Annotated in this window: 27 protein-coding genes; 8 read left to right on the top strand and 19 right to left on the bottom strand. The window is 71.6% G+C overall.

The features are described 5' to 3' along the window. The first annotated feature begins 10 nt into the window (after positions 1-10). Positions 11-913, top strand: a complete 903-nt coding sequence (locus QRX50_RS43040) for a sterol desaturase family protein (RefSeq protein WP_285968828.1) — start codon at positions 11-13, stop codon at positions 911-913. Positions 914-1,049: 136 nt separating this feature from the next. Further along, entirely contained in the window at positions 1,050-1,919 is an 870-nt protein-coding gene (locus QRX50_RS43045) for a hypothetical protein (protein WP_285968829.1), read from the top strand. Here QRX50_RS43045 and whiA read toward each other — a convergent pair. The 4 genes from whiA to uvrC are packed head-to-tail and all read right to left on the bottom strand — an operon-like array spanning position 1,916 to position 6,853. Continuing rightward, positions 1,916-2,908, bottom strand: coding sequence for a DNA-binding protein WhiA (gene whiA, locus QRX50_RS43050; RefSeq protein WP_285968830.1), 993 nt, complete (start codon positions 2,906-2,908; stop codon positions 1,916-1,918). The two genes, QRX50_RS43045 and whiA, sit on opposite strands and share 4 nt — an antisense overlap. Before the next feature lie 36 nt (positions 2,909-2,944). Further along, the gene (locus QRX50_RS43055; RefSeq protein WP_285974706.1) at positions 2,945-3,916 is read right to left on the bottom strand and encodes a gluconeogenesis factor YvcK family protein; all 972 of its coding nucleotides are present in this window, start codon (positions 3,914-3,916) and stop codon (positions 2,945-2,947) included. 1 nt (position 3,917) lies between these two features. Beyond that, positions 3,918-4,775 carry an RNase adapter RapZ gene (gene rapZ, locus QRX50_RS43060; RefSeq protein WP_285974707.1) on the bottom strand — a complete coding sequence of 286 codons (858 nt, stop codon included), beginning with the start codon at positions 4,773-4,775 and terminating at the stop codon, positions 3,918-3,920. Between the two features lie 50 nt (positions 4,776-4,825). Continuing rightward, on the bottom strand, positions 4,826-6,853 hold the full coding sequence (uvrC, locus tag QRX50_RS43065) for an excinuclease ABC subunit UvrC (protein ID WP_285968831.1): 2,028 nt from the start codon (positions 6,851-6,853) through the stop codon (positions 4,826-4,828). Positions 6,854-7,061: 208 nt separating this feature from the next. Between uvrC and QRX50_RS43070 the strand changes: the two genes are divergently transcribed. Further along, positions 7,062-7,805 (top strand): S1 family peptidase, encoded by a 744-nt coding sequence (locus QRX50_RS43070; protein WP_434533195.1) that lies wholly within the window; start codon positions 7,062-7,064, stop codon positions 7,803-7,805. A gap of 60 nt (positions 7,806-7,865) precedes the next feature. After that, positions 7,866-8,642, top strand: a complete 777-nt coding sequence (locus tag QRX50_RS43075; protein WP_285968832.1) for an exodeoxyribonuclease III — start codon at positions 7,866-7,868, stop codon at positions 8,640-8,642. Positions 8,643-8,702: 60 nt separating this feature from the next. Here the strand turns inward: QRX50_RS43075 and QRX50_RS43080 are convergent, their stop codons facing one another. The 5 genes from QRX50_RS43080 to rpe all read right to left on the bottom strand — a co-directional run bounded on the left by QRX50_RS43080 (position 8,703) and on the right by rpe (position 12,409). Further along, complete coding sequence (locus QRX50_RS43080; RefSeq protein ID WP_285974709.1) at positions 8,703-9,098, bottom strand: PH domain-containing protein; 396 nt, start codon at positions 9,096-9,098, stop codon at positions 8,703-8,705. 62 nt (positions 9,099-9,160) lie between these two features. Beyond that, a complete protein-coding gene (gene ribH / locus QRX50_RS43085; protein ID WP_285968833.1) occupies positions 9,161-9,667 on the bottom strand; it encodes a 6,7-dimethyl-8-ribityllumazine synthase in 507 nt (168 codons plus the stop codon). Then, on the bottom strand, positions 9,657-10,934 hold the full coding sequence (locus QRX50_RS43090) for a bifunctional 3,4-dihydroxy-2-butanone-4-phosphate synthase/GTP cyclohydrolase II (RefSeq protein ID WP_285974710.1): 1,278 nt from the start codon (positions 10,932-10,934) through the stop codon (positions 9,657-9,659). The genes ribH and QRX50_RS43090 overlap by 11 nt, the downstream gene beginning before the upstream one ends. 90 nt (positions 10,935-11,024) lie before the next feature. Then, positions 11,025-11,630 carry a riboflavin synthase gene (locus tag QRX50_RS43095; RefSeq protein WP_285968834.1) on the bottom strand — a complete coding sequence of 202 codons (606 nt, stop codon included), beginning with the start codon at positions 11,628-11,630 and terminating at the stop codon, positions 11,025-11,027. Between the two features lie 92 nt (positions 11,631-11,722). Continuing rightward, a complete protein-coding gene (rpe, locus tag QRX50_RS43100) occupies positions 11,723-12,409 on the bottom strand; it encodes a ribulose-phosphate 3-epimerase (protein WP_285968835.1) in 687 nt (228 codons plus the stop codon). Positions 12,410-12,579: 170 nt separating this feature from the next. On the opposite strand from rpe, the gene phoA reads away from it, so the two are divergent. Next, positions 12,580-13,965: an alkaline phosphatase gene (gene phoA / locus QRX50_RS43105; protein ID WP_285968836.1), complete on the top strand. Its 1,386-nt coding sequence runs from the start codon at positions 12,580-12,582 to the stop codon at positions 13,963-13,965. A gap of 66 nt (positions 13,966-14,031) precedes the next feature. Here phoA and QRX50_RS43110 read toward each other — a convergent pair whose 3' ends face one another. Genes QRX50_RS43110 through fmt form a run of 3 tightly spaced genes read right to left on the bottom strand, consistent with a single transcriptional unit; the run spans position 14,032 to position 16,879 of the window. Continuing rightward, a complete protein-coding gene (locus tag QRX50_RS43110; RefSeq protein ID WP_285968837.1) occupies positions 14,032-14,535 on the bottom strand; it encodes a flavoprotein in 504 nt (167 codons plus the stop codon). Further along, positions 14,532-15,956, bottom strand: a complete 1,425-nt coding sequence (locus QRX50_RS43115; protein WP_285968838.1) for an RsmB/NOP family class I SAM-dependent RNA methyltransferase — start codon at positions 15,954-15,956, stop codon at positions 14,532-14,534. The genes QRX50_RS43110 and QRX50_RS43115 overlap by 4 nt, the downstream gene beginning before the upstream one ends. Beyond that, positions 15,953-16,879: a methionyl-tRNA formyltransferase gene (gene fmt / locus QRX50_RS43120; protein WP_285968839.1), complete on the bottom strand. Its 927-nt coding sequence runs from the start codon at positions 16,877-16,879 to the stop codon at positions 15,953-15,955. Before fmt ends, QRX50_RS43115 begins: the two co-directional genes overlap by 4 nt. Positions 16,880-16,974: 95 nt before the next feature. On the opposite strand from fmt, the gene QRX50_RS43125 reads away from it, so the two are divergent. After that, positions 16,975-17,430 carry a GatB/YqeY domain-containing protein gene (locus QRX50_RS43125; RefSeq protein WP_285968840.1) on the top strand — a complete coding sequence of 152 codons (456 nt, stop codon included), beginning with the start codon at positions 16,975-16,977 and terminating at the stop codon, positions 17,428-17,430. A gap of 148 nt (positions 17,431-17,578) precedes the next feature. On the opposite strand, the gene QRX50_RS43130 is transcribed toward QRX50_RS43125, so the two are convergent. The 4 genes from QRX50_RS43130 to QRX50_RS43145 all read right to left on the bottom strand — a co-directional run bounded on the left by QRX50_RS43130 (position 17,579) and on the right by QRX50_RS43145 (position 19,656). Continuing rightward, positions 17,579-17,800: a hypothetical protein gene (locus QRX50_RS43130; RefSeq protein WP_285968841.1), complete on the bottom strand. Its 222-nt coding sequence runs from the start codon at positions 17,798-17,800 to the stop codon at positions 17,579-17,581. Beyond that, positions 17,797-18,126, bottom strand: a complete 330-nt coding sequence (locus tag QRX50_RS43135; protein ID WP_285968842.1) for a hypothetical protein — start codon at positions 18,124-18,126, stop codon at positions 17,797-17,799. Before QRX50_RS43135 ends, QRX50_RS43130 begins: the two co-directional genes overlap by 4 nt. A gap of 220 nt (positions 18,127-18,346) precedes the next feature. Continuing rightward, complete coding sequence (locus QRX50_RS43140; protein WP_285968843.1) at positions 18,347-19,009, bottom strand: Crp/Fnr family transcriptional regulator; 663 nt, start codon at positions 19,007-19,009, stop codon at positions 18,347-18,349. A gap of 17 nt (positions 19,010-19,026) precedes the next feature. Continuing rightward, positions 19,027-19,656 (bottom strand): nucleotidyl cyclase domain-containing protein, encoded by a 630-nt coding sequence (locus QRX50_RS43145; RefSeq protein ID WP_285968844.1) that lies wholly within the window; start codon positions 19,654-19,656, stop codon positions 19,027-19,029. A 253-nt stretch (positions 19,657-19,909) separates the two neighbouring features. On the opposite strand from QRX50_RS43145, the gene QRX50_RS43150 reads away from it, so the two are divergent. Both QRX50_RS43150 and QRX50_RS43155 read left to right on the top strand, forming a co-directional pair. Continuing rightward, positions 19,910-20,974: a helix-turn-helix domain-containing protein gene (locus QRX50_RS43150; RefSeq protein ID WP_285968845.1), complete on the top strand. Its 1,065-nt coding sequence runs from the start codon at positions 19,910-19,912 to the stop codon at positions 20,972-20,974. A gap of 1 nt (position 20,975) precedes the next feature. Then, positions 20,976-22,103 (top strand): hypothetical protein, encoded by a 1,128-nt coding sequence (locus QRX50_RS43155; RefSeq protein WP_285968846.1) that lies wholly within the window; start codon positions 20,976-20,978, stop codon positions 22,101-22,103. A 1-nt stretch (position 22,104) separates the two neighbouring features. Here the strand turns inward: QRX50_RS43155 and QRX50_RS43160 are convergent, their stop codons facing one another. From QRX50_RS43160 to metK, 3 genes are all read right to left on the bottom strand, one after another. Beyond that, positions 22,105-22,659 (bottom strand): GNAT family N-acetyltransferase, encoded by a 555-nt coding sequence (locus QRX50_RS43160; protein WP_285968847.1) that lies wholly within the window; start codon positions 22,657-22,659, stop codon positions 22,105-22,107. Positions 22,660-23,271: 612 nt separating this feature from the next. Then, the gene (locus tag QRX50_RS43165) at positions 23,272-25,404 is read right to left on the bottom strand and encodes a primosomal protein N' (RefSeq protein ID WP_285968848.1); all 2,133 of its coding nucleotides are present in this window, start codon (positions 25,402-25,404) and stop codon (positions 23,272-23,274) included. A 369-nt stretch (positions 25,405-25,773) separates the two neighbouring features. Beyond that, positions 25,774-26,976 carry a methionine adenosyltransferase gene (gene metK / locus QRX50_RS43170; protein ID WP_285968849.1) on the bottom strand — a complete coding sequence of 401 codons (1,203 nt, stop codon included), beginning with the start codon at positions 26,974-26,976 and terminating at the stop codon, positions 25,774-25,776. Between the last annotated feature and the right edge of the window lie 18 nt (positions 26,977-26,994).

Genomic DNA, 26,994 nt, shown 5'->3' on the forward strand with positions numbered 1-26,994 from the left:
AGGAGACGACGTGGCCGGCTTCCTGGCGCACCTGCGTGACCCGGTGCTGTACGCGATCCCGGTGTTCCTGCTGTTCGTGGCCGTCGAGATCGTCGCGGTGCACGTGCTCGGCCACGACGACGACGTGGTCGGCTACGGCCCCGCCGACACCCGGACGAGCATGCTGATGGGCACCGTCGCACTCGGCGTGAACGCGTTGTTCCGGCTCGTGATGCTGGTGGTGTTCGCCGTGCTCTTCGAGCTGGCGCCGGTGAAGTTCGACCCGCGCGACTGGTGGACGTGGGTGCTCATGCTGCTGGGCCAGGAGCTCGTGTTCTACGCCTACCACCGCGCGAGCCACCGCGTGCGGCTGCTGTGGGCCGGGCACCAGGTGCACCACTCCAGCGAGCACTACAACTTCTCGACGGCGCTGCGCCAGAAGTGGACCCCGTACTTCCAGCTGCCGTTCTGGTCCGTCCTCGCGCTGTGCGGGATCCCGCCGTGGATGATCCTCACCGGCCTGTCGATCGACCTCGTGTACCAGTTCTTCGTGCACACGGAGAAGGTGCGGAAGCTGCCGCGCTGGTTCGAGTACGTCTTCAACACCCCGTCGCACCACCGCGTGCACCACGGCAGCGACGCCGAGTACCTCGACGCGAACTACGGCGGCATCCTGATCGTCTGGGACCGGCTGTTCCGCAGCTTCGTCCCCGAGGGCAGGCGGCCGACGTACGGGCTGACCACGAACATCGGGACGTACAACCTGCTGAAGGTCGGCTTCCACGAGTACGGCTCGATCCTGCGAGACCTTCGCGGCGCGGCTTCGTGGCGGGAGCGGGCAGGGTACGTGTTCGGACCGCCGGGCTGGTCACCCCGCCACGAGTTTGCCGACGAGCCGGGCGCGGCGAACCCCGCGGGAGTGGTGGGGCCGTAGCGTTCCCGGCCGGCGTCGGCCCGCACCCCGGGGCGACGGTTACTACGACACAGGCGTGAGGATCCCGCAGTCCACTGTCGACTCGCAACCGGTTTTCGCGGGCGAATTCGGTTGCGTCGCATGGTGTTCTGGAGAGGTGACCGAACCGAATCGCCCGCATCGCTGGGATCTCGTGCGCCCGGACCAGCTCGGGAGTCTGCCCGCCGGGGCGCCCGTGCTGTGGTTCCTGGACGAGCTCACGGCGTGTGCGGCGAAGGTGCTGGCGCGCAGCGAGGACGGCGATCTCTACTTCGTCGGGCGGTCTGCCGACAGCGTGTACGACCTGTTGAGCGGAGCGCTGACCGACCGGAGCCGGCTGCGGTTGCTGCCGTTGTCGCTGGGGATGGTCGACCACTCCCTGCTCGGACCGATGCGGCCCGGTGAAACGGCCCAGCTGCGCGCCAATCTCGCCGACGCCGGGCTCTCCCCCGCGGCGATCGCGGATGGTGGGCCACCGGTGGTGCTCACGGACCTCGTCTCGTCCGGGGGCACGTTCGGATGCCTGGCCCGCATCCTTCGGCAGTGGGCGGACGACGACGGAGTCGCGTGGCCGGAGGTCCGGCGACGCCTGCGGTTCCTGGGCATCACGTTGCGCCGCGCGACGAGCCCCAAGACCTGGCGCTGGCACCAGCACGCGGACTGGACCGCCGGCCTGCCCGCCGGCGCCATCCATAACGTCTCCCTCGACGCGAACGTCTGGAGTTACTTCGGCAACTGGCAACCGAAGCTCACGCGCTCGTTCACACGCGTGCGCTGGGGCGCCGAGGACGCCCGCGCGCCGCAGCACGACGACAAGGCGCGCGAAGCCCTTGCCGAAGCGCTGGCGGTCGTCGCGGCGGGACGGACGGCCGAGGTGCGGGACCGGATGGTGCGCGAGATCGTGAAGGAACCGGCGATCGCGCAGCCGTGGCTGCGGGCCCTGGTGACCGAGCTCAAGCTGCCCCGAACCCGGCCACGAACGGCCTAAGCCTCCTCGTCCTCCAGCATCTCCGGCGTCACCGCGGACTCCGTGTCCGGGATGTTCAGGTCCTTAGCCCGCTTGTCCGCCATCGCGAGCAAGCGCCGGATGCGGCCGGCGACCGCGTCCTTCGTCATCTGCGGGTCGGACAGCTGGCCGAGCTCCTCCAGCGACGCCTGGCGGTTGGACAGCCGCAGCTTGCCGGCCGCGAGGAGGTGGTCGGGGGCGGTGTCGCCGAGGATGTCGAGGGCGCGTTCGACGCGGGCGGCCGCCGCGACGGCCGCGCGGGCCGAGCGGCGGAGGTTGGCGTCGTCGAAGTTGGCGAGGCGGTTGGCGGTGGCGCGGACCTCGCGGCGCATCCGCCGTTCCTCCCACTGCAGCACGCTCGCGTGGGCGCCGAGGCGCGTCAGCAGCGCGCCGATGGCGTCGCCGTCGCGCACCACGACCCGGTCGGCGCCGCGGACCTCACGCGACTTCGCCTGGATGCCCATGCGCCGGGCCGCGCCGACAAGAGCCAGCGCCGCTTCCGGGCCCGGGCACGTGACCTCGAGCGACGACGAACGGCCGGGTTCCGTCAGCGAACCGTGGGCGAGGAACGCGCCGCGCCACGCGGCTTCCGCGTCGGCGACCCCGCCGGACACCACGGCCGCGGGCAGGCCACGCACGGGTCGCCCACGTTGGTCGATCAGCCCGGTCTGACGGGCGAGGCCTTCGCCGTCCTTCACCACGCGCACGACGTACCGCGTGCCCTTGCGCAGGCCGCCGCTGGCGGTGATCACGTGCACGTCGGACTGGTGGCCGTAGAGCTCGTGGATCTCCTTGCGCAGCCGCCGGGCCACCGAGCCCGTGTCGAGCTCGGCCTCCACCACCACTCGGCCGGCCACGATGTGCAGCCCGCCGGCGAAGCGAAGCAGCGACGCGACCTCCGCCCGGCGTGGCCCGATCTTCGTGATCTCGAGCCTGCTCAGTTCGTCCTTCACCGCGGCGGTCATCGCCATGTACTGCCCCTCCTGCCTTCCGCTGCGCGCCCGCCGTCAGCCACGGTGCCCGCTGTGTCCCCCATCGAGGCCGAGAGCCTCTCGCATGCACCGGGCGAGCGCATCAGGATCATGCCGTCCCTCCACGACCGGGTCGGCCACCGCCCCCAGATGGGCGCGACCACCCAGCCGCTGCGCCGCCCGGCGCAGACTTGCCGGGTCCGGCACGGAATCGCGATCCGCGATCACGGCGTCGACCCGCAGCGCGGGGGCGTGCTCGAAGAGTACGTCCAGATGCCGCTCCGGCGAGAACCCGGCAGTTTCCCCCGGCTGGGGGACAAGGTTGAGGACCACCACCTTGGTGGCCTTCGTGCGCACGAGCGCGTCGTACAGATCCGGCACGAGCACGTGCGGCAGTACGCTGGTGAACCACGAGCCCGGCCCGAGGAACACCACGTCGGCGCCGAGCACGGCCTCGATCGCCTGCGGACAGCCCTGCGGCGGCCGCGCCTGGCGCCCGACCGGGTGCAGGCTGATGCGGTGCACCTGGCCCGGTGTGCTCGCCACCGCGACCTGCCCGCGGATCCGGCGGACCGCGCCCGGGTCCTCGCTGTCGAGGCCGCTCACCTCGGCCTCGATCTCCAGCGGCTCCGGCGACATCGGCAGCACCCGTCCGGAAATCCCCGTCAGGCGGCTCGCTTCGTCGAGCGCGGCCACGGGATCGCCGAGCACCTCGAACAGGCCGGCCAGCAGCAGGTTGCCCACCGCGTGGCCGGCCAGCGCGCCATCGCCGCCGAAGCGGTGCTGGAACACCTCGGCCCACAGCGTGCCGCCGTCTTCGGCCGCGAACGCCGCGAAGGCCTGGCGCAGGTCGCCCGGCGGCAGCAGGCCCAGCTCGCGCCGCAGCCGCCCGGACGAGCCCCCGTCGTCGGCGACGGTGACCACCGCCGTGACTTCCCGGGTGACCCGCCGCAACGCGGTGAGCGTCGCGTGCAGGCCGTGTCCACCGCCGAGCGCGACCGCGCGCACGTCACTCACGGCCAAGGTCGCGGTGCACCACCTTCACGGCCATTCCGTCCTCCTTGGACAGTCGATGGGCGAGCTCTTCCGAGATCGCGACGCTGCGGTGCTTCCCGCCCGTGCAGCCGACGGCGAGCGTGAGGTACCGCTTGCCCTCGCGCTTGTAGCCGGCGCCGATGAGGCGCAGCAGCTGGTGGTAGCGGTCGAGGAACTCCTCCGCGCCTTCCTGCGACAGCACGTAGTTGCGGACCTCGCCGTCGAGCCCGGTGTGCTCGCGCAGCTCCGGGATCCAGAACGGGTTCGGCAGGAACCGCACGTCCATCACCAGGTCGGAGTCCATCGGCAGACCGTACTTGTAGCCGAACGACAGCACGGTCACGCGCGTCTGCGTGCTCGCCTCGGAGCCGAAGGCGTCCTCTATTTTCGCCCGCAGGTCGTGCACCGACAGCGCCGACGTGTCGAGCACCAGGTCGGCTTCCTCGCGCAGCGGCGCGAGCAGCTTGCGCTCGGCGGTGATGCCGTCGGCGAGCCGGCCGTCGCCCTGCATCGGGTGGCCGCGGCGGACGGCTTCGAAGCGGCGCACGAGCACCGCGTCGGTGGCCTCCAGGAACAGCACGCGCGGCTTGTACCCGCGCGCGTCGAGGTCCTTGATCACCGAGGCCAGGTCGTCGGTGAACGCGCGCGAACGCACGTCCATCACCACGGCCACCTTGGTGATCGCGCCGCGCGCCTGCGCGCCGAGCTCGACCATGGTGGCGATGAGCTCCGGCGGCAGGTTGTCCACGACGAACCAGCCCAGGTCCTCCAGGCACTTCGCCGCCGTGGAGCGGCCCGCTCCCGAGAGGCCGCTGACGACGGCGACCTCCATTCCGGTTCCCCGGTTGTCCTCTTGCGCACTCACGATGGTTCCTTCCCCGATCACGACCCCTTGTCCCCTCCCGAGCCGGCACCGGTCTCCCCGGCCAGTGCCGCCACCACGGCTTCCGCGGTGCGCCTGCCGAAGCCGGGCACCGCCTCGATCTCCTCGACCCTGGCTTGCTTGAGCTTCTTCACCGAGCCGAAGTGCTTGATCAGCGCGGTGCGCCGAGCCTGCCCCAGCCCGGGCACACTGTCCAATTCGGACGCCGACAGCCGCTTGGACCGCTTCTCGCGGTGGTAGCGGATGGCGAAGCGGTGAGCCTCGTCGCGCAGGCGCTGCAACAGGTACAGCGCTTCGGACGTGCGCGGCAGGATCACCGGGTCGGGGTCGGCGGGCAGCCAGACCTCCTCCAGCCGCTTCGCGAGCCCCACCACCGCGATGTCGGTGATCCCCAGCTCCGCCAGCACGTCGGCCGCCGCCGTGGCCTGCGGGCCCGCGCCGTCGACCACGAGCAGGTTGGGCGGGTAGGCGAACTTGCGCGGCCGGCCCGTGTCCGGGTCGATGCCCGGGCGGGCGGGTTCGATCGCCTCACCGTCAACGAGACTGCCGGCGTTGTCGTCGGTGCTCTCGCCGTCCGATTCGGGTGCGCTCGCCTCGGCGGTTTCCTTGAGGTAGCGGTGGAACCGGCGCCGCACGACCTCCGCGATCGACGCGACATCGCCCTCTTCCGCGGCCTCGCGCAACGCGAACCGGCGGTACTCGGACTTGCGCGCGAGACCGTCTTCGAAGACCACGAGCGACGCGACCACGTCACTGCCCTGGATGTGGCTGATGTCGATGCACTCGATGCGCAGCGGCGCGCTGTCGAGCATGAGGAAGTCCTGCAGCTCCTGCAGCGCCGCCGACCGCGCCGTGAGGTCGCCGGCACGGCGCAGCTTGTGCTGGGTGAACGCTTCGCCCGCGTTGCGCTCCACGGTTTCGGCGAGCGCCTTCTTGTCTCCGCGCTGGGCCACGCGCACGCGCACCCGCGAGCCGCGCAGACCCGAAAGCCACTCGCTGAGCGCTTCGGCGTCGGCCGGCAGCTCGGGCACGATCACCTCGCGCGGCACGACCGGGCCGGCGTCGAGGCCGTCGCGCTGGGCCCGCTCCGACTCCTCGCCGTAGAACTGCGTGATGAACTGGTCGACGAGGTCCGGCACGGCCATTTCCTCGGCCTTGTCGATGACCCAGCCGCGCTGCCCGCGCACGCGTCCGCCGCGCACGTGGAAGACCTGCACGGCCGCTTCCAGATCGTCGTGGGCGAAGGCGACGACGTCGGCGTCGGTGCCGTCGCCGAACACCACCGCCTGCTTCTCCATCGCGCGGCGCAGAGCGCCGAGGTCGTCACGCAGCCGCGCCGCGCGTTCGAACTCGAGCTCGTCGGACGCGGCGGCCATCTCCTGTTCGAGGCGGCGGATCATCGCGTCGGTGCGGCCCGCGAGAAAGTCGCAGAAGTCCTCGACGATCCCGCGGTGCTCGTCGGCGCTGACCCGCCCGACGCACGGCGCCGAGCACTTGTCGATGTAGCCGAGCAGGCAGGGCCGGCCGATCTGGCCGTGGCGGCGGAACACACCGGCCGAGCACGTGCGCGCCGGGAAGACACGCAACAGCAGGTCGAGCGTCTCGCGGATGGCCCACGCGTGGGAGTACGGCCCGAAGTAGCGCACGCCCTTCTTGCGCGCCCCGCGGTAGACGTGCAGGCGCGGGAACTCCTCGTTCAACGTCACTGCGAGCACCGGGTAGCTCTTGTCGTCGCGGTAGCGGACGTTGAACCGCGGGTCGAACTCCTTGATCCAGTTGTACTCGAGCTGCAGCGCCTCGACCTCGGTGGTGACCACGGTCCACTCGACACTCGCGGCCGTGGTGACCATCTGGCGCGTGCGCGGGTGCAGGCCCATGAGGTCGGCGAAGTAGGAGTTCAGCCTGCTGCGCAGGCTCTTGGCCTTGCCGACGTAGATGACCCGCTTGGCGGCGTCGCGGAACTTGTACACGCCAGGGGCGTCCGGGATGCTCCCCGGCGAGGGACGGTAGGTGGTCGGGTCAGCCACACGTCAAGACTATGGCGCCGGTCTGACAGTTCTGCGGGGCCCCGGTGTGCGGTGCCCGCCTGGGGCCTGGTGCGTGCCCCGAACCCGACGGAAGTCGGGTGATTCGGACGCGAGCGACCTTCGTCGGTTCCCGGCCGGGTGACGCGCTGATTACGGTCCGTCCCAGCCGAGACCCGGCTCTTCCGGTCCCCACCGAAAGGATCCTCACTTGAGAAGCACCCGTTTCGCCGGCACGGCCACGGCGACAGTGGCCTTAGTGGCCTTACTGGCCTCAGCGGCCGCGCTGACCCTGGCCGGCGGCACCGCCGCCACCGCGCAGACGAACATCGTGGGCGGTGGCACCGCGCCCGCCGTCAGCTGGGGCGCCCAGGTCTACGTCAACACGCCGGGCCGCGACTTCCAGGGCTTCAACTGCTCCGGCACGGTCGTCGCGTCGCGCTGGGTGATGACGGCCGTGCACTGTCTCGACGAAGACGGCAGCGGCATGTACGTGCGCGTGGGCACCAACACGCTCTTCGGCGGCACCAAGATCGCCGTCGACCGTGAGGAGCAGTCGCCTAACGGCGACATCGCCCTCCTGCACCTCGCCCAGGCCACCTCGGCGGCACCGATCACCCTCGGCAGCGCCGACCCGGCCACCGGCAGCACCAACCAGCTCTACGGCTGGGGCCGCACGACCCCGACCGGCCCGCCGGCGTCGGCCTTGAAGGTCACGAACGTGCAGGTCACGGGCCGCTCCACCGACGCGTTCGGCGGCCGCGCGATCCAGAGCGTCGGGATCAACGGCGCCGCGTGGAAGGGCGACTCGGGCGGCCCCGAGGTCGCCGGCGGCGTGCAGGTCGGCGTCGCGTCGACTGTGCAGAACCAGAGCGGCACGAACACCCGCGGCACCAACAACTACGCGAGCGTCGCCACCAGCCGCTCGTGGATCCGCAGCACCGCGGGCGTCTGATCCGAGAACCGGGGGTGCGTGGCCGGGTGCCCCGGGCCACGCACCCCTATCCTGGCGGTCGTGAGGATCGCGACGTGGAACGTCAACTCGATCGTGCCGCGGCTGCCGCGCGTGCTCGACTGGCTCGAGCACGCGGCACCCGACGTGCTGTGCGTGCAGGAGCTGAAGAACACCACCGAAGCGTTCCCGGCGGAGGAGGTGAAGGCGCTCGGCTATGACGTCGCCGCCTACGGACTCGGCCGGTGGAACGGGGTCGCGATCGTCTCGCGCGTCGGCCTTGACGACGTGGTCCGCGGCCTCGCGGGCGAACCACAGTTCGACGGCGCTTCGGAAGCGCGCGCCGTCGGCGCCACCTGTGGCGGCGTGCGCGTGTGGTCGGTGTACGTGCCCAACGGCCGGGAGCCCGACAACCCGCACTACGCGTACAAACTCGAATGGCTCGAAGCCTTGCGCACGACCCTCGCGGCCGAGCTGTCGGAGACACCGTTCGCCGTGCTCGGCGACTTCAACGTCGCCCCTACCGACGCCGACGTGTGGGACCGGTCGCTGTTCGACGGCTCCACGCACGTCACCGAACCCGAACGCGCGGCGCTGGCCCGCCTGCGTGACCTCGGGCTGGCGGACGTGTTCCCGCGCCCGCTGAAGTACGACCACCCGTTCACGTACTGGGACTACCGCGCCGGGAACTTCCCCAACAACCGCGGCATGCGTATCGACCTCGTGTACGGCAACGAGCCGTTCGCCACGGCCGTGCGCGATTCCTATGTGGACCGTGAGGCCCGTAAGGGCAAGGGCCCTTCGGACCACGCCCCGATCGTCGTCGACCTGGAACTCTGACGCACCACCGAGAAAAGCCGCCCGGACGACGATCGTCCGGGCGGCTTTCTCACTCGATGATCAGGAAGCCGTGGCCGCCTTGTGCAGCTTGCGCAGCGCGCGCACGGCGGCGACCGCACGGTCGCGGTCCACGGCCTGCACGGCCATCACGGAGAAGTACTCGTCGTCGGGCAGCTCCAGCCGGGCCCACGAAGCGCCGTCGGGGAAGCTGACCGACAGCACGTCGCTCCACAGGAACCGGCGGGTCGTGATCACGTTGCGGACCTCGATGCCGGTCGCGTCGGCGCGCACGCGGGCGTTGGCGAACAACATCGTGCCGAGCGAGAGCAGCACACCGATGCCGATCATCGCGACCTGGTCCGACTTCTCGAACACAACGCCGGTGTGGGAGTTGCGCAGCAGGATCGCCACGACGATGAACACGGCGAGCAGCAGCACGGCCAGCACGCTGCACATCACCAGCGCCCGCCGGGGGCGGATCACCAGGGTCGTTTCCTGCTGGTCGGTCACGGCGGGGCTCACACGAATCCCCGCTCGGTCCACGGCTGGCGCAGCCCGCGCAGCACGTGGGCGGTGTCGAGCGCCGCGACCGTGGCCTCGTAGCCCTTGTCTTCCTTCGACCCGGGAAGGCCGGAACGGTCGAGCGCCTGCTGCTCGTCGTTGACCGTCAGCACGCCGTTGCCGACGGGCGTGCTCTCGTCGAGCGCCACGCGCGTGAGGCCGGCCGTGACCGAGTCGCACACGTAGTCGAAGTGCGGGGTCTCGCCGCGGATCACCACGCCGAGCGCCACGACCGCGTCGTGGTGGCGGGCCAGTGCCTGCGCGACCACCGGCAGCTCGACGGCGCCGGCGACGTGCACGACGGTGGGCTCCTCTTCGAGATCGGCCGCCTTCGCGGCGGCCAGCGCACGCTCCAGGAGCGTGTCGGTGATGTTCGCGTTCCACCGCGTGGCCACGATGCCGAGCTTCAGCGCCTTGCAGTCGCTCAGGTCGAGCTCGAACTCGGGCCGTCCCTCACCGCTCATCGGGTGCTGTCCCCTTCTCCGCCTGCTCGGCGGCACCCACCTGTTCGTAGTGCTCCAGCTGCGCGAGGTCGTGCCCCATGCGGTCACGCTTCGTGCGCAGGTACCGCAGGTTCTCGGGGTTGGGCGAGATGGGCAGCGGCACGCGGCCGGTGACCCGCAGGCCGTACCCCTCGAGACCGACGCGCTTGGCCGGGTTGTTCGTGAGCAGCCGCATCGACCGCACGCCGAGGTCGCACAGGATCTGGGCGCCGGTGCCGTAGTCGCGGGCGTCGGCCGGGACGCCGAGCGCGAGGTTGGCGTCGACGGTGTCCGCGCCGGCGTCCTGCAGCTGGTAGGCCTGCAGCTTGTGCAGCAGCCCGATGCCGCGGCCCTCGTGGCCGCGGATGTAGAGGACGACGCCGCGGCCTTCGTCGGCCACGGCCTGCAGCGCGGCTTCGAGCTGGGGACCGCAGTCACAGCGCAGGGAGCCGAAGACGTCGCCGGTCAGGCATTCCGAGTGCACGCGCACCAGAATGTCCTCACCGTCGCCGATCTCACCGTAGACGAACGCGATGTGCTCGATCCCGTCCAGCAAACTGTCGTACCCCACCGCGCGGAACGTGCCCGCCGACAACGGGATCCGGGCCTCAGCGACCCGCTCGACCTGCTTCTCCGTCCGACGCCGGTAGGCGATCAGATCGGCGATCGAGATCACGCGCAGGTCGTGATCGGCGGCGAACACCTCCAGCTCGTCGCGGCGCGCCATGTCGCCCTCGTCCTTCTGCGACACGATCTCGCACAGCACACCGGCCGGGTTCAACCCGGCCATGCGAGCCAGGTCCACCGCGGCCTCGGTGTGACCCGGGCGGCGCAGCACACCACCCTCCTTCGCCCGCAACGGCACCACATGCCCGGGGCGGCGAAAGTCCTTCGCCGACGCGGCCGGGTCAGCCAGCAGCCGCATGGTGTGGGCGCGGTCCGCAGCCGAAATACCGGTAGTGATGCCTTCGGCGGCATCAACCGTGACGCTGTACGCGGTCCCCCGCACATCCTGATTCGTGTGATACATCGGCGGCAGGTCCAGCCGATCGGCCTCCGCCTCCGTCAACGCGACACACACGTAACCCGAGGTATAGCGGACCATGAACGCCAGCAGCTCGGGCGTCGCCTTCTCGGCCGCGAAGATGAGGTCGCCCTCGTTCTCCCGATCCTCGTCGTCGACGACCACCACGGCCTTGCCCGCCGCGATGTCCGCGACCGCCGCCTCGATGGCGTCCGCGTCGAACATCGTGCCGGCACCGCAGGGCGTCCAGCCCGTCCGCGGCTCGGCCGCCTTCGTCTCGCTCACGGCTGCTCCTTCGTACCGTCCGACCGAACGTCACACATTGTGCGCGCTCGCGGCCAGATGTGGGGTCGCCAGCTTCTCGACGTACTTCGCGACCACGTCCACTTCGAGGTTCACGAGGTCACCGGCTTCGCGGCGCCCCAGCGTCGTGGCCTCGAGCGTGGTCGGGATCAGCGCCACGGAGAACTGCTCGTCGGTGATCGACGCCACGGTCAGCGACACGCCGTCGACGGCGATCGAGCCCTTCTCGACGACGTACTTCGCCAGGCCCGTGGGCAGGGCGAACGTGGTCACACCCGTGTCGTCGCGGGACAGGAAGACCCCCGTGCCGTCGACGTGGCCCTGCATGATGTGCCCGCCGAGCCGGCCGCCCGCGGGGGTGGCGCGCTCGAGGTTCACGGCGTCGCCCACGGCGACCTTGGCGAGGCTGGAGCGCGCGAGTGTCTCGTTCACCACATCGACGGTGAACCCGCCATCCGAGACGGCCACGACCGTCAGGCACACGCCGCTGACGGCGATCGAATCGCCGTGGTTCGCGTCGGACGTGACCAGGGGGCCACGCACCGTGAGCCGCGCCATGTTCGTGCCCTGCTCGACCGCGGTGACCTCGCCGATCTCCTCGACAATCCCGGTGAACACTGCTGCTGCCTCCTCGCCGCCGTCACCGTCCGAACCCGGTGATCCCTCCATCCAACACCCGCCCGTACCCCGGTGCTTCCCGGGGCGCGGGGTCAGTTCGCGCGGTGGCGCGCGGCCTGTTCACGAAGGGCCGCGACCGCCCGGCCGGGGTCGTCCGCACCGTAGACGGCGGACCCGGCCACGAAGCAGTCGACGCCGGCTTCGGCGGCCTGCTCGATGGTCTCGGCGTTGATCCCGCCGTCGATCTCGACCACGAGCTTGAGGTGGCCGGTGTCGACGAGGCGGCGCGCGGTGCGCACCTTCTCCAGCACGTCGGGCATGAACGACTGGCCGCCGAACCCGGGCTCGACGGACATCACGAGCAGCGTGTCGTAGTGCTTGAGGGCCTCGATGCAGGGCTCGAGCGGGGTGCCGGGCTTCACCGAAAGGCCCGCCTTCGCTCCGGCGGCGCGCAGGTTCTTCGCGAGCTTCACCGGGTCGTTCGCGGCTTCCACGTGGACGGTGACGTTGTAGGCGCCGGCCTCGGCGTAGCCGATCGCCCAGCGGTCCGGGTCGTCGATCATCAGGTGGCAGTCGAGCGGCACGTCGGTGGACTTCAGCAGCGCCTCGACCACGGGCAGCCCGAGCGTCAGGTTGGGCACGAAGTGCGCGTCCATCACGTCCACGTGGACCCAGTCCGCGCGGGTCTCCCCCGGGTGCGCGATCGCCGCGATCTCCTCGCCGAGCCGGGCGAAGTCCGCGGACAGGATGCTGGGTGCGATGAGGGGTCGATCGGCCACGCCCCGAGTCTAGGTCGGCCCGGTTAACCGTCGTGAACCGGCTGCGGCGGCTCGCTGTTCTCCTTTCGGACATTCACTGATCATCCGGATGATACGTGCGGAACACATGCACAGGGACTAATGGCCCGAGCCGGAGTTTCCGGATTAATCCCCATCCGAGGAGAAACTGCATGAGAACGCTCTTCGCCGGCCGCCGCAAGTGGCTGACCGCGGGCGCGCTCGGCGCCGCGCTGATCGCCGCGGCCCCGGTCGCCCTGGCGACTTCGGACACCGCGACGTCGCGCACCGCCTCCGCGGGTGACCGCACGCAGGACGTCCGCAACGCGATCCAGGGCGGCACCGCGCGCAACGTGATCCTGTTCATCGGCGACGGCATGGGCCAGTCGGAGATCACCGCGGCGCGCAACTACGAGCGCGGCGCGGCCGGGCGGCTCGCCATGGACGAGCTGCCGCTGACCGGCGACTACACCACGTACGCCGTGGAGCAGAACAACCCTGGCAAGCCGAACTACGTCACCGACTCGGCCGCGTCCGGCACGGGCTGGGCCACCGGCACCAAGACCTACAACGGCGCGATCTCGGTCGACGCGTACGGCAACGCAGTGCCGACCATCCTCGAGCTGGCCAAGCGCGGCGGTCTGCGCACCGGTGACGTCACCACCGCGGAGATCCAGGACGCGACCCCCGCCGTGCTCGGCTCCCACGTGGTCAGCCGCGACTGCAAGGGTCCGGTCGAGACGACCGCCAAGTGCGCGCAGAACGCCAAGGAGAACGGCGGCGCCGGCTCGATCTCCGAGCAGCTGGTGCAGACCCGCCCCGACGTGCTGCTGGGCGGCGGCGCGACGTTTTTCGACCAGAAGGTGACGGCGGGCAAGTTCAAGGGCAAGACCGTGCTGGACCAGGCGAAGGCGGCCGGCTACAACGTCGTCAACACCGCGGCCGACCTGGCCAAGGCGAAGAAGGACAAGCCGGTCCTCGGCCTGTTCGCCCCGAACAACATGCCGGTGAACTGGACCGGCCCGGCCGCGGTCCACGGCGGCACCCAGCCGGCCCGCTGCACCCCGAACCCGGCGCTGCCGAAGACCCAGCCGAAGCTGGCCGAGCAGACCCGCAAGGCGATCGAGCTGCTCGACGACCGCCACAGCGACAAGGGTTTCTTCCTCCAGGTCGAGGGCGCCAGCATCGACAAGCAGGACCACTCCGCCGACCCGTGCGGTCAGATCGGCGAGACGATCGACTTCGACTCCGCGATCGCCGCGGGCCTGGCGTACGCCCGCAGCCACCGCGACACCCTCGTGCTCGTGACCGCCGACCACGGCCACAGCAGCCAGATCGTGGAGCCCACCGCCACCCCGGGCCTGACCGCGACGCTGGTCACCAACGAGGGCTCGAACATGACCCTCGCCTACGGCACCGCCGAGACCGGCGGCTCGCAGTCGCACACCGGCACCCAGGTCCGCATCGCGGGCTACGGACCGCAGGCCGCGAACATCGTCGGGCTGACCAACCAGACCGACCTGTTCTCGACGCTGAAGCGCGCTCTGCGCCTGCGCTGATCACCCTGCCCCGAACACCCCAATGTGGCGTTCGTTGCGATCAACGCACCGAACGCCGCATTGGGGTCATGCGCCGGGCAGCAGGTCCAGGACTTCCGACCACGGCCGCCGGGGATCCAGGCGGTGGAGGCGCACGCCGGCCGACTTCAGCGTGTCCAGGTGGCGCTGCCAGGCCGGGTGGTGCACCCGGGTGTCCTGGATCTGGTAGGCCACCACGATCGTGATCCCGGGCGCGCCGAGGACGTCGCCGAGCAGGGTCAGCGCCTGGTTGTCGGCGATGCCCAGGGCGAGCTTGGCCAGGGAGTTGGCCGACGCGGGAGCGAAGAGGAACACCGACGGGTCCGGGTGCGGGCGCGGCTCGCCGGGCAGGCGCGAGACAGCGCGGACCGGCAGGTCGGTGGTCGCGGCCAGCTCGGTCAGCCCGCCCGTCGCCTCCAGCCAGCGGTGGGCGACGGGCGTCAGCGTGACCGCGAGGCGCCAGCCGCGCGTGGCGGCGGGGCGGGCGAGCTCGGCGGTGAACCGGCTGTCCAGCCCACCGCACGAGCTCGCGACCAGGCCGAGGTCCCTCACGGTTTGCGCAGGGTGGCGCAGAACATCGCGTCGGTGCCGTGGCGGTGCGGCCACAGCTGCACGTACGGGCCGTCGCCGAGCTGCGGCACGCCCGGGAAGAACTCGCGCGCGTCGAGGACCTCGGCCTTGGTGCGGCGGGCGATCTCGCCCACCACACCCTCGGTCTCGGCGAGGTGCGGCGAACACACGACGTAGGTGACCACACCGCCCGGCCGGACCAGGTCCAGCGCGGCCGTGAGCAGCTCGCCCTGCAGCTTCGTCAGGTCGGAGACGTCGCTGGGCTTGCGGCGCCAGCGGGCTTCCGGCCGCCGGCGCAGGGCGCCGAGGCCGCTGCACGGCGCATCGACGAGCACGCGGTCGTAGCCCGGTTCGAGGCCGGACTCACGGCCGTCGGCGACGCGCACCGTGACAGGCAAGCCGCGCGTGGTGTTCTCCACGAGCTTCGCGCGGTGCGGGGCCTTCTCGACGGCGTCCACCCGGGCACCGCTGATCGCCGCGAGCGCGCCGAGCAGCGCGGCCTTGCCGCCGGGGCCGGCGCACAGGTCGAGCCAGCGTTCGTCGGAGCCCTCGGTCGGCACCTCTGTGGCGGCGATCGCGCACAGCTGGCTGCCCTCGTCCTGCACGGCGGCGAGGCGTTCGCGCACCGGCTCGGCGTCGGCCGGGTCACCGGCTCCGGCGGGCAGGCGCACGCCGTAGGGCGAGTACGGGGCGACGTCGCCGCCCGTGATCGCGGCCAGCTCGTCGGCGCTGATCTCGCCGGGGCGCGCGACCAGGTGCACCTCGGGGCGGGCGTCGTCGGCTTCGAGCGCCGCCTTCAGCTCCGCGCCCTTGTCGCCCAGCGCTTCCGCGAAGGACCGCGCGACCCAGCGCGGGTGCGCCGTGCGCATCGCGTAGGCGCCGATCGGGTCGGTCGCCTCGTCGGGCGCCAGCTCGTCGAGCCAGGTCTGTTCGTCCTTTGCGGACACCGAGCGCAGGATCGCGTTGGCGAATCCCGTTGCCCACGAACCGGCTTCGGCGCGGACGAGGTCCACAGTGGACCCGACGGCCGCGTGCTCCGGGATGCGCGTGCGCAGCAGCTGGTAGACGCCGAGGCGCAGCGCGTCGAGTACCACCGGGTCCGTCTTCTCGATCGGCCGCTCGGCGCAGGCGCCGATCACGGCGTCGAGCAGGCCCTGGGCCCGCGAAGCGCCGTACGTGAGCTCCGTGGCCAGCGCCGCGTCGCGGCCAGTGATGCGACGTTCGCGAAGCAGCTGCGGCAGCACGAGGTTCGCGTATGCGTCCTTCTCGCGCACCGCGCGCAGCACGTCGAACGCGACCTGGCGGGCCGGATCGATCTCCGGCGGACGGCGCGGTCCTTCTTTGCGCGGAGCCGGCCGGCCCCGCTGCGGCCTGGACGGCCGCCGTTCCCCACGCTCGTTCACCGCAGGCGCTCTCCCTCTTCGATCCGTGTACCGCGCGCCCAGTCGGTGGCCGCCATCCGTTTCTTGCCCGATGCCTGGACCTCGCCCAGCCGCACCGGTTTCGTCGCCGTGCCCACGAGCACGCGCTTGCGCTCGACCACGAGCTCGCCCGGCGGCGGGCCCGGTTCGTCGACGACCGTGACGGGCCCCAGCTTGAAGCGCTCGCCGCGGAACTCCGCCCACGCGCCCGGCTCCGGCGTCACCGCGCGGATCTGCCGGTCGACGGCCGCGGCCGGGTCCGCGAACGATACGCGAGCGTCTTCGACCGTCACCTTCGGCGCGTAGGTCATGCCGTCGCCTGCCTGCTCCACGGCCCGCAGCGTGCCGTCCTCGATGCCGTCCATGGTGGACAGCAGCAGGTGCGCGCCGGACTCGGCGAGCCGGCTCAGCAGCGTGCCCGAGGTGTCCGCCGGGCCGATCTTCTCGGTGACGACGCCGAAGACGGGCCCCGCGTCGAGCTCCTTGACGATGCGGAACGTGCTGGCGCCGGTGATCTCGTCACCCGCGCGGATCGCCGACTGCACCGGCGCGGCGCCGCGCCACGCGGGCAGCAGCGAGAAGTGCAGGTTCACCCAGCCGTGGGCCGGGATGTCGAGCGCGGACTGCGGCAGCAGCGCCCCGTACGCGACGACGGGGCACGCGTCGGGCGCCAGCTCCGTCAGGCGCGCGAGGAACGCGGGGTCCCCGGCGCGCGCGGGCGTGAGCACCTCGATGCCGTGCTCGTCCGCGAGCGCCCCGACGGGCGAGCGCACGACGTGGCGGCCGCGCCCGGCCTGGGCGTCGGGCCGCGTCACCACCGCGACGACCTCGTGGCGGCCGGATTCGAGCAGAGCGCGCAGCGAGGGCACCGCGGGTTCGGGGGTACCGGCGAAAACGAGCCTCATCACCGCACCTCCGGAAGCGATTCGTACTGGTTGGACATCACGGTCGAGTCTAGAAGACCCGCGCGTCGCCGCGGCGGTGGTGCCAGGATCGGGGGATGACCACGCTCAAGCAGACCCTCCACGACGACCTCACCACCGCCATCAAGGCGCGCGACCAGCTCCGCTCCGCGACCCTGCGCCTCACGCTCTCGGCCATCGGCTACGAGGAAACCGCGGGCGACACCCACCGCGAGCTCTCGGACGACGAGGTGCGCAAGATCATCACCCGCGAGGTGAAAAAGCGCCGCGACGCCGCCGAAGCGTTCGCGGGCGCCGGCCGCGCCGAATCGGCCGACCGCGAGCGCGCCGAGGCGGAGGTCCTCACGGGCTACTTGCCGGCGCAGCTCTCGGACGACGAGCTGGCGACCCTGGTGACGGACGCCGTGGCGAGCACCGGCGCTTCCGGGATGGCGGGCATGGGCGCGGTGATGAAGGCGGTGCAGCCGAAGGTGGCGGGGCGCGCGGAGGGCGGCCGGGTCGCGGCAGAGGTGAAGAAGCAGCTGGCCGGCTGAGCGGCTGCCACCGGCGAACGCTGTGCGGGCCGGCGAGCTGGTCGGGCGGAGTCTGCCACCGAAAAGAGAAAACCCGGTCCCCGCCGTGTGCGGGACCGGGTTCCCGGCCGCCCGGGAATCGTGGTGTGCCAAGGAGAACGAAGACGACCTACTGAAGCGCGAGGACGGCCAGCGTCGTCAGTCCGCCGAGGCCGCCGACCGCCATGACGACGCCGGCGAGCGCGGCGGCCGACGCGGCGATCTTCACGACGAAGCCGACGATCCGCCGCACGACCCGGACCGCGACGATGAACACGACGAGGGCGAGCACCAGCACGACCGTCGACGTGTCCGGGCCGGTTTCGGTGGCGGCGGCCGCCAGCGCGTTCATCGACGGCCTCGCCCGGCGCCGATCCGTTCGACCGGCGGGATTTCGCGTGCGGCATCACGCCAGGCCTCGAACTCGCGGCGGGTTTCGAGGGCGCGGCGGCGTTCGGAACCCAGGCGCCAGGCCCAGCGCCACCCGACGGCGAGCGAGATGACCGAGCCGAGTACGAGCACCAGAACCGCTTGTGCGACAAGGCCGCTGAGGTCAGCGACGCTCAGGAGCACGAGCAGCGCCCACAGCTGGAGCACGGTGAACGGAATCACGATCGCGGCCGCGTAGACCCCACGACGCCAGCGGATCGGTTGCGGGGCAGGAAGAAACGGGTCCATGACTACCTCCGTGGTGGGTGCGTGCTTCCAGAATTCCCCTGCGGGGCAGGGAAATCTGTGTCTGGAGACACGTTCGGGAGAAAATCACGGACCTCATTCCCGACCGAGCTCGGCGTCGACCGCACAGAAATTCCCACGACACGGGGAAATCCCCAGCCGCACACCACCGAACCGGCCGTGGCGCAGGCAAATCCGCGCCGGCCAGGACGTTCGGACAAGTTCAGCGGGCAAGCCGGCTCAGTTCCGCGAACCGGTGGATCACCACCTGTCCGCGGGCGGTGCTGAGTACGCCGAGCCGGCGCAGTTCCCGCGTCACCCGGGCCCACGATTCGCGCGAAACCGCCGCGGTGGTCGCGAGTTCCGCTTGCGTGCCGGGGATCGCGATGACGATGTCGTCGCCCCGGCGCACCCCGTGCTGCACGGCCAGCTGCATCAGCTGCGCCGCGACGCGCCGGGTGATCGTGCCGCCGCCGACGTCGAGCCGCTGCCGGCCGATGTCGCGCAGCCGGTCGGCCAGGACCAGCAGCAACGCCCAGGAGATCGCCGCTTCGCGCCGGCACAGCGCGGCGAAGCGGGCGGCGGGCAGAACGAGCGCGTCGAGGTCGTCCAGCGCCGCCACGGTCGCCGACCGCGGGCCGCCGTCGATGGCGCCGAGCTCGCCGACCACGTCGCCCGCGCCGCGCACGGCGATCACGATCTCGCGGCCGTCGGAAGTCGCGTTGGTGATCCGGACGTGGCCGGAGAGCAGGAGCACCACCACCGCGGCGCGGTCGCCTTCGCGGCACACCACGTCGCCCCGGCGGTAGCTGCGGCGGACCGCCAGCTCCGCCACCTTGCCGCGGTCGGCCTCGCCCAGCGCCGGCCAGAATCCGGTCGTCTCCACGGGTCACCTCCGGCTCGTCAGGCGGTGAGCCCCGTCCTGGGGCTGCCGGCCCCGGCCCAGTCGGCGGTGCGGAGCCAGCCCCGCATCCGCCTGCCGCCCACCCGCACGTGGAACGCGTCGGTGAACGCGGCGCGGTCGATGCCGTCGTAGTCGTGGCGGACCACCGACCAGTGGATGGCCTCGGAGACCGCCAGCGCGAGCGGCCCGTCGGTGGTGCGCAGCCGGCGCCGAAGCTCGGCGGCGTCGAGCAGCCGGCAGGCGAGGTCGACGTCCTCGCCGTAGGGGCCGTGCAGGTCGTAGTGCACCTCGCCGGCGTGGATCGCCACCCGCAGCCGGAAGGCCTCGCCGGGTCTCTCGGCGTTGTGCCGCGCGAGCAGCTCCGCCAGTGCGGGTACCACCTCGGCGAGCAGGACCGTCTTCGGCGCCTCGTCGACCGGCCGGACCAGGCACAACGCGCCATCACCGCGGTCCACGAAGGGGTCCCGGAACCCCTCCGCGATGCCGCCGGCGCGGAACGCCTCGTCGAGCAGGTCGAACAGAATCGCGCGCAGCCGGGCGCGAGCGGGGTTGGTGCGGGTGGTCGACCCTTCGATGTCGACCACCACGATCGCTCGATGCAGTGGCACGTGCAGAACGGTGGTGTCCATGGCCGACCCCCTGTTCAGGTGGTTCCTGAAATTCAGTAGACTTCCATAGATCGAACTATAAAGGCTGCGACTGAACCTGAACAGAGCCTTAGACTTAAGTTCTCCCTAAGACTTTTGCCGATCCACGAACTGAACAACCCCTCAATCCCCCGCCCGGACCCGTTCCGTCGAGTCTCTCAGGCCGACCCAGCACTCTCCGTGTACAATCTCCGTCACTCGCGTTCCAGTGGACTTCACTGAAAGGTCTGAAGTCGTGTCCCAGCCGAGCCCCGCCCTCGCCGGACGCCTCCGCGCGCTGCGGAAGGAGACCTGGCCCGGGGTGCAGATCACCCAACGCCAGCTCGCCGACGTGTTCGGGGTGAGCAACACGCTGCTCTCGTCGTGGGAGAACACCAGCAACCCGGTGTCACCCCCCATGCTGCGGCTCGACGCGTACGCCACGTTCTTCGCCACCCGCCGCTCGATCGAGGGGCCGTCCTTCCGCCTGCTGGCGGCCGAGCAGCTCACCGACGAGGAGCAGCGCCGGCGCGAGGACCTGCTCGCCGAGCTGACCGAGCGGCGCGGCGGCTCCCACGAGGCAACGGGTTCGGCCGAGTTCGCGCCCGGCAACGTCTGGCGGTTCCCGCCGAACGAAGACGTCGTGATCGTCGACGCGCAGCTGCCCGAAGAGATGCGGATCGGCTACGCCGATCCCGCCAGCCCCGACTACTCGCGGCTCTTCAGTTACGCCGACCCGGACGCGCTGATCGAGCTGTACGGCCACATCCGGGCCTGCAACCCCACCAGCAACGTCTCCTTCCGCACCGCGAACCCCCGCGTCCCCTTGCGCCCGAAGGACTACACGGCGCACCTCGTGCTGCTCGGCGGCGTCGACTTCAACCCGCAGACCCGTGAGCTGCTCAACCTGATCGACGCACCGGTGCGGCAGATCGGCCGAGGCGGCCCGGGCGAGGACGTGCCGGGCAGTTTCGAAGTGACCCGCACGGACGGCACGACCGAACGCTTCAACGCTCAGACGTCATTCGATGGCAACCTCGTCGCGGACGTCGCGCTCTTCTACCACGGAGTCAACCCGCTCAACCGCAAACGCACCGTCACCGTGTGCAACGGGATGTACGGCCGGGGAACCCTCGGAGCCGTGCGAGCGCTGACCGACCCGCGTTTCCGCGATCGCAACCAGGCCCACCTGGACGCCCGATTCGCCCACGCGGACTCCTTCAGCATCATCAGCCGCGTGCCCATCTTCAACAACCAGGGGCTCACCCCCGACTGGACGCTGGCGGAGCACCGGCTGCACGAATGGCCAGAAACGAGCTGAGATGACCACTGCCGTCGGAGCGCCGGCGCAGCACACCACCCACCGGCGCCTGCTGGCCGAGGTCGGTGCCGGGCGGACTCCCCAGGCCGAGCTGGACGCGATCGTCGTGCCCAACGGCCGCGACGAGCACGCGCTGGACCACACCTGGACCATCGCACGAGAGCTCGACGCGCCGGTGCTGCTGCTGTGCAGCCAAAAGGCGAGCGCCGACCGGGTCGTGCTGGCGGCGAAGAAAGCCCGGGTGCGGGCCTTCGCGATCGACACCGACGGTCTCCCGCCGGGCGTCCTGCCCCGTTTCGCCGCGTCTCGGCTGTTGCGGGAGCACAAGCTGCTCCGCGGCGCCGACACCAGCCTCAAGCGCAACCTGGGCCTGCTCGTCGCCGGCCTCGCGGGCTGGCAGCGGGTGCTGTTCCTCGACGACGACATCACCCTGCCCCGGCCCGCCGACCTGCGCGAGGCCGCGGGCTTGCTCGGCGATCACGCGGCCGTGGGCCTGACGAACACCGGGATGCCGGACAACTCCGTGGTGTGCCACGCCTACCGCGAGTCGGGCGGCCGGCAGGACACGTTCGTCGGCGGCGGTGCGCTGGTCGTGGGCGAGCGGTGTTTCGACTCGTTCTTCCCGGACCTCTACAACGAGGACTGGTTCTTCCTGCTGGGCGACAGCGGGCTGCGGTCGACCGCGCTCACCGGGAGCGCGCACCAGGCGGAGTACGACCCGTACAACCAGGTCCGCGCCGAGTCCGAGGAGCTGGGCGACACGCTCGCCGAGGGCGTCTACGGTCTGCTCGACCAGGGCCTCGGTCTGTCGGCCGCGACGGAGAGCTACTGGACGAGGTTCCTCGAGGTCCGCCGGAACTTCATCCGCACGGCGCTGCTCCAGGTTTCCGAAGCGGCCGGGCTGGATTTCGACAGACGCGACAACATGACCGAAGCGCTGCGTACGGCTTTGCGCCGCAACGAGGAAATGATCACGCCGAAGCTGTGCGCGGACTACCTGCGAGCGTGGCAGGACGACCGGGAAACGTGGTGCGAGCACGTGGCCAACCTGCACGAGGGGCACGTGAACGGCGACGTGGACACGGCGTTCCAGGTCCTCGGGATCGCCGACCTGGTGCTGCGGAGCTGATTCAGAGGGTCTTCACCAGCACGTGGCACAGCTCGGCTTCGGACACGGTTCGGCCATCCGGGAGGAAGTGCTCGGCGTAGCAGACGACCGTGCCGTGCCCCCAGTCCCGGTAATCCAGGCGGCGGTACAGCCGGGCCGCGTCCGCGTTGTCCGTGCGCACGGCCAGCGCGGCGCGCCGGTGCCCGAGACTCGCCAGCCGGCCCTCGGCCACGCGAACAAGCGCCCGGCCGACCCCGCGGTTGCGCGCCGCCGGCAGCACTTCCAGGTGCGTCAGCAATGGGACGCCCGGCAGCCGGCTGCGGATCGGCGGCTCCTCGGCGTCCTCCAGCCACAGGTACAGGTCCCCGACCGGCCGATCCGCCCACCACGCGGTGAACAGGACACCCAGCCCCTCGGCCTGCCGCGCCAGCCGGTCGGCGAAGTACTCTTCCGCGCCGAGCACGATGCTCAGCGCCTTGACGTCGGTCGGTTCGGCGGCCCGGATCGTCGCCTCGGCCGCGGGTTCCCCTTCGCCGGACGGGCAGCCGTCGGCGTCGCGCGGATCGGTCCTGAACATCGCGCCTCCAGCGTAGGGGGACCCGGCGGAAGCGCGCAGCCAGCGAAAGGAGCAGTCCCGGCGCGCGCACGGAGCAGTGCCGCGGGCGTGCTTCATCCCGCCGGGCCCTCCCCCGACCGCTTTCCACATGCCCGATCAAGACCGAAACGAAACGGGTCGAAGGCTGTATTGGTCCGGACAACATCGGCGAGCTCGGCGTTTCGGCCGTCGTCCGGCGGCTTCCGCTCCGGGCTAAGGAAAGGACTGCACCACCCTGGCCGGTTCGAGCGGTGCTGGATCGGCTGCGGCGGATCCGGCTGAACGCGGACCGGCTCGGCCGCCTTACGCGCATCCCAGCGGGCCGCCGCGCCGTGGAACACGGCAGACCGAGCTGCCCCTGCACAACCACCACCGCCAGACCGCGCGGCCGCCAGACAGGGCAACGCCGCCCGCCCACCAACCCAAGCCGCGCTAGATCGGATCCAGTTGGAGCCGCTGGCGGCTCGGGCCGCCTTACGCGCGTCCTGCGCCGCGTCGTGGAACACCTCAGATCGCGTTGCCCCTCAGCGAGCTACGCCGGACCGCGCAGCCGCGGTGCAGGACAAAGCCGTCCACCCACCAACCCAAACCGCGCTAGATCAGCTCCAACGGGTCCAGCTGAATCCGCACCGGCTCCGCCGCCTTACGCGCATCACGCCGGGCCGCTGCGTCGTGGAGCAGGGCGGCGAGCGTTTTGCCCTCCGGGCGGGCCACGCGGACCAGGGCGCGTTCGCGGGAGGTGTTGCCGTCGGGGTCGAAGTCGCCGAGGGGGACGGGGCCGAGGACTTCGCCGGTGTCGGGCAGGGGCAGGTCGTCGAGGACGGAGGCGACGGCGTCGGGCGTGCCTTCGACGCTGGCCATGCGCATGGCGGGCGGGAAGCCCAGTTCGCGACGCTGGCTGAGCTCCAGGGAGGCGTGCCAGGCCGGGTCCCAGCGGACGAGGGCCTGGACCACGGACAGACCGGCCTCGGCACCGACCACGATGCGGCCGCCCGAAGCGCCGGGGCGGACCAAGGCGCCGGCGGCCATCCAGCGGCGCAGGGTTTCCTCGGCGGCGCGCAGGTCCTGGCGGCCGAGCAGGGCCCAGCCGTCGAGGAGCAGGGCGGCGCCGTAGCCGCCTTCGGCGACCGGTTCGGCGCCGGGCGTGCAGACCACCAGCGCGGGGTGGCCCGGCACGGTGGCCAGGACCTCCGCGGCGCCTGAAGTGCGCACGGGAATGCCGGGAAAGGCCCGGCCCAGCTCCTCCGCCGTCCGCTTCGCGCCCACGATCACCGCGCGCAGCCGCACCGAACCGCAAGCCTGGCAACGGAACGCGGTCTCCGGCACGCCGCACCAGCGGCACGCGGGCGGCTTCGGCGCGCCGTCCACCGAGCCGCCGGGCAGCGCCAGCGGGCCGGCGCAACGGCGGCAGTGCGCGGGCGTGCGGCAGTTGCCGCAGGCCAAGCCCGGGACGTAGCCGCGCCGGGGCACCTGGACCAGAGCCGGGAGGCCGGCGGCGAACGACTGGCGCGCCACCTCGAACGCCACCGCGGGCAGGCGGGCGACGCGGGCGGCCTCGTCGCGGGCCACGTCGAAGTCCTCCCCCACCGGCGTCACGCGCGGGGCCGCCGCGCGCAGCTCGGTGCGGTCGGCCAGCACGGCCTGCGCCCAGCCCGACTCCACGAGCAGCTGCGCCTCCGCCGTCCGCGCGAAACCGCCCACGAGCAGCGACGACTTCGTGGCGTGCGCGCGGTCCATGAGCACGTCGCGCACGTGCGGGTAGGGCGCGTGCGGGTCAAGATGCAGGTCGTCGCCGTCGTCCCACACCACGAACAAGCCCGGGTCGGCCACCGGTGCGAACATCGCCGCGCGGGTGCCCACCACGACCTGGACGCCGCCGCGCAGCACGGCAAGCCAGCGCCGGTACCGCTCCGCCGGCCCGAGCCCGGCGATCAACGCGACCACCGAGGATTCGCCCATCAGCGCTACGCACGCGTCGTGCACCCGCGTGAGGTCACGATGGTCCGGCACCACGAGCACCGCGCCCCGGCCGCACGACGCCGCCACCGCCGCGGCCTCCGCGAGCCGGCGCGGCCAGTCCTCGCCCGGCAGCGCCTGCCACACCGCGTTGGCCGGTTTACCGTCGGCCACGGCGTCCAGGAACGCCGGACCCCGTTGGTACTTCGACCATGCCGACACGTCCGGCACTTCCGGCGGAGGCGCCGGCTCCGAAGCAGGCTCGGCCTCGGCTTTGGCGTGCCGCGGCGGTAGAGCCAGGCGCAGCACGTCGGACAGGGTGCCGCCGTAGCGATCGGCCACCGACCGGCACACGGCGTGCAGCGAAGGCGGCAACACGGGCTCGCTCGACGTGACGCGCTCCAGGTACGCCAGCTTCCGCTCGTACTCCGTGGTGTCCGTGCGCTCCAGGAGGTAACCGTCCACGAGCTGTCCCGCGAACCGCACGCGCACGCGGCAGCCCGGCACCGCGGCTTCGTGCAGCTTGTCCGGCACCTGGTAGTCGAACGTCCGGTCCAGGTGCGCCAGCGGGATGTCCACCACGATCTTCGCCACGGGCAGCTCGGGCGCCGGCTGCTGCGCCCCCTTGCGCGGCCCGGCTTTCCGGGCCGCCGCAGCCTTCCCGGCACCGGCGGCCGGCTTCCGGGCGCGCGGCGCGGAGGCCTTCGGCTCCGAGGCGGAGCGCGAAGGCTCCGGAAGGTCCCACAGCGGGGCGGGTTCGGAACTGCTCACCCCGAGATCTCTACCAGACCCCGCCGACGGTCCCACCGCCAGAACGCCCCAATGTGGCGTTCGGTGCGCCCAACGCACCCGATGCGGCGTTCGGTGCGCCCAACGCACCCAATGCGGCATCCGGTGCGCCCAACGCACCCAATGCGGCGTCCGGTGCGCCCAACGCACCCAATGCGGCGTTCGGTGCGTTGGGCGCGGAGCGCCTCCGTTGAGGGCGGCGGCGGGGGCATGGATGGAGCAACCAACGCCACACTGGGGTGCGGCACTCAGCTGGGTCGAGCGGGCTGCCGCCGGAAAGCCGTGAAGGGCACGCCGAGGGAAGCGGATTCCCTCGGCGTGCCCTTCACGAACAACAGGACAGCCGGAAACTCAGGCGCCCGCGAGCGAACGCAGTGCGTCGGCCCGCGCGGTGCTCTCCCACGGCAGGTCGAGATCCGTGCGGCCGAAGTGGCCGTACGCGGCGGTCGGCGCGTAGATCGGGCGCAGCAGGTCGAGGTCGCGGATGATCGCGGCCGGACGGAGGTCGAAGACCTCGCTGATTGCATCCTGGATCTTCGTCGGATCCACCGTTTCGGTGCCGAACGTCTCCACGAACAGGCCCACCGGCGCGGCCTTGCCGATCGCGTAGGCCACCTGGACCTCGACGCGCCCGGCCAGCCCGGCGGCGACCACGTTCTTCGCCACCCAGCGCATCGCGTACGCCGCGGAGCGGTCGACCTTGGATGGGTCCTTGCCCGAGAAGGCGCCGCCGCCGTGGCGGGCCATGCCGCCGTAGGTGTCGACGATGATCTTGCGGCCGGTCAGCCCGGCGTCGCCCATCGGGCCGCCGATCACGAAGCGGCCGGTGGGGTTCACCAGCAGGCGGGTGCTCGACGTGTCCAGGCCCAGCTCGGCCAGTTCCGGCTCCACCACGTGCTTCTTCACGTCGACGCCGAGCATCTGCTCCAGGTCGATGCCGTCGGCGTGCTGCGTGGACACGACCACCGTGTCGAGGCGCACGGGCTGCTCACCCGCGTACTCGATGGTGACCTGGGTCTTGCCGTCCGGGCGCAGGTACGGCAGCACGCCGTCCTTGCGGACCGCGGTCAGCCGGCGCGACAGGCGGTGGGCCAGCGCGATCGGCAGCGGCATCAGCTCGGGCGTGTCCGAGCAGGCGTAGCCGAACATCAGGCCTTGGTCGCCGGCGCCCTGGCGGTTGATCTCGTCTTCGTCGGATTCGACGCGCGACTCGTACGCGGTGTCGACGCCCTGCGCGATGTCCGGCGACTGGGAGCCGATCGCGACGTTGACGCCGCACGAATTGCCGTCGAAGCCCTTGGCCGACGAGTCATAGCCGATCCGCAGGATCACGTCGCGCACGATGGTCGGGATGTCGGCGTAGGCCTCGGTGGTCACCTCACCGGCCACGTGCACCTGCCCCGTGGTGATGAGCGTCTCCACGGCGACCCGGCTGCGCGGGTCCTTGGTGAGCAGGCCGTCGAGGATCGAGTCGCTGATGGCGTCACAGATCTTGTCGGGATGGCCCTCGGTCACCGATTCCGACGTGAACAGCCTTTTGGTGGACGCAGTCACGACCTCGTCACTTCCCTC

This window comes from Amycolatopsis sp. 2-15 (assembly GCF_030285625.1).
Lineage (GTDB): Bacteria > Actinomycetota > Actinomycetes > Mycobacteriales > Pseudonocardiaceae > Amycolatopsis > Amycolatopsis carbonis.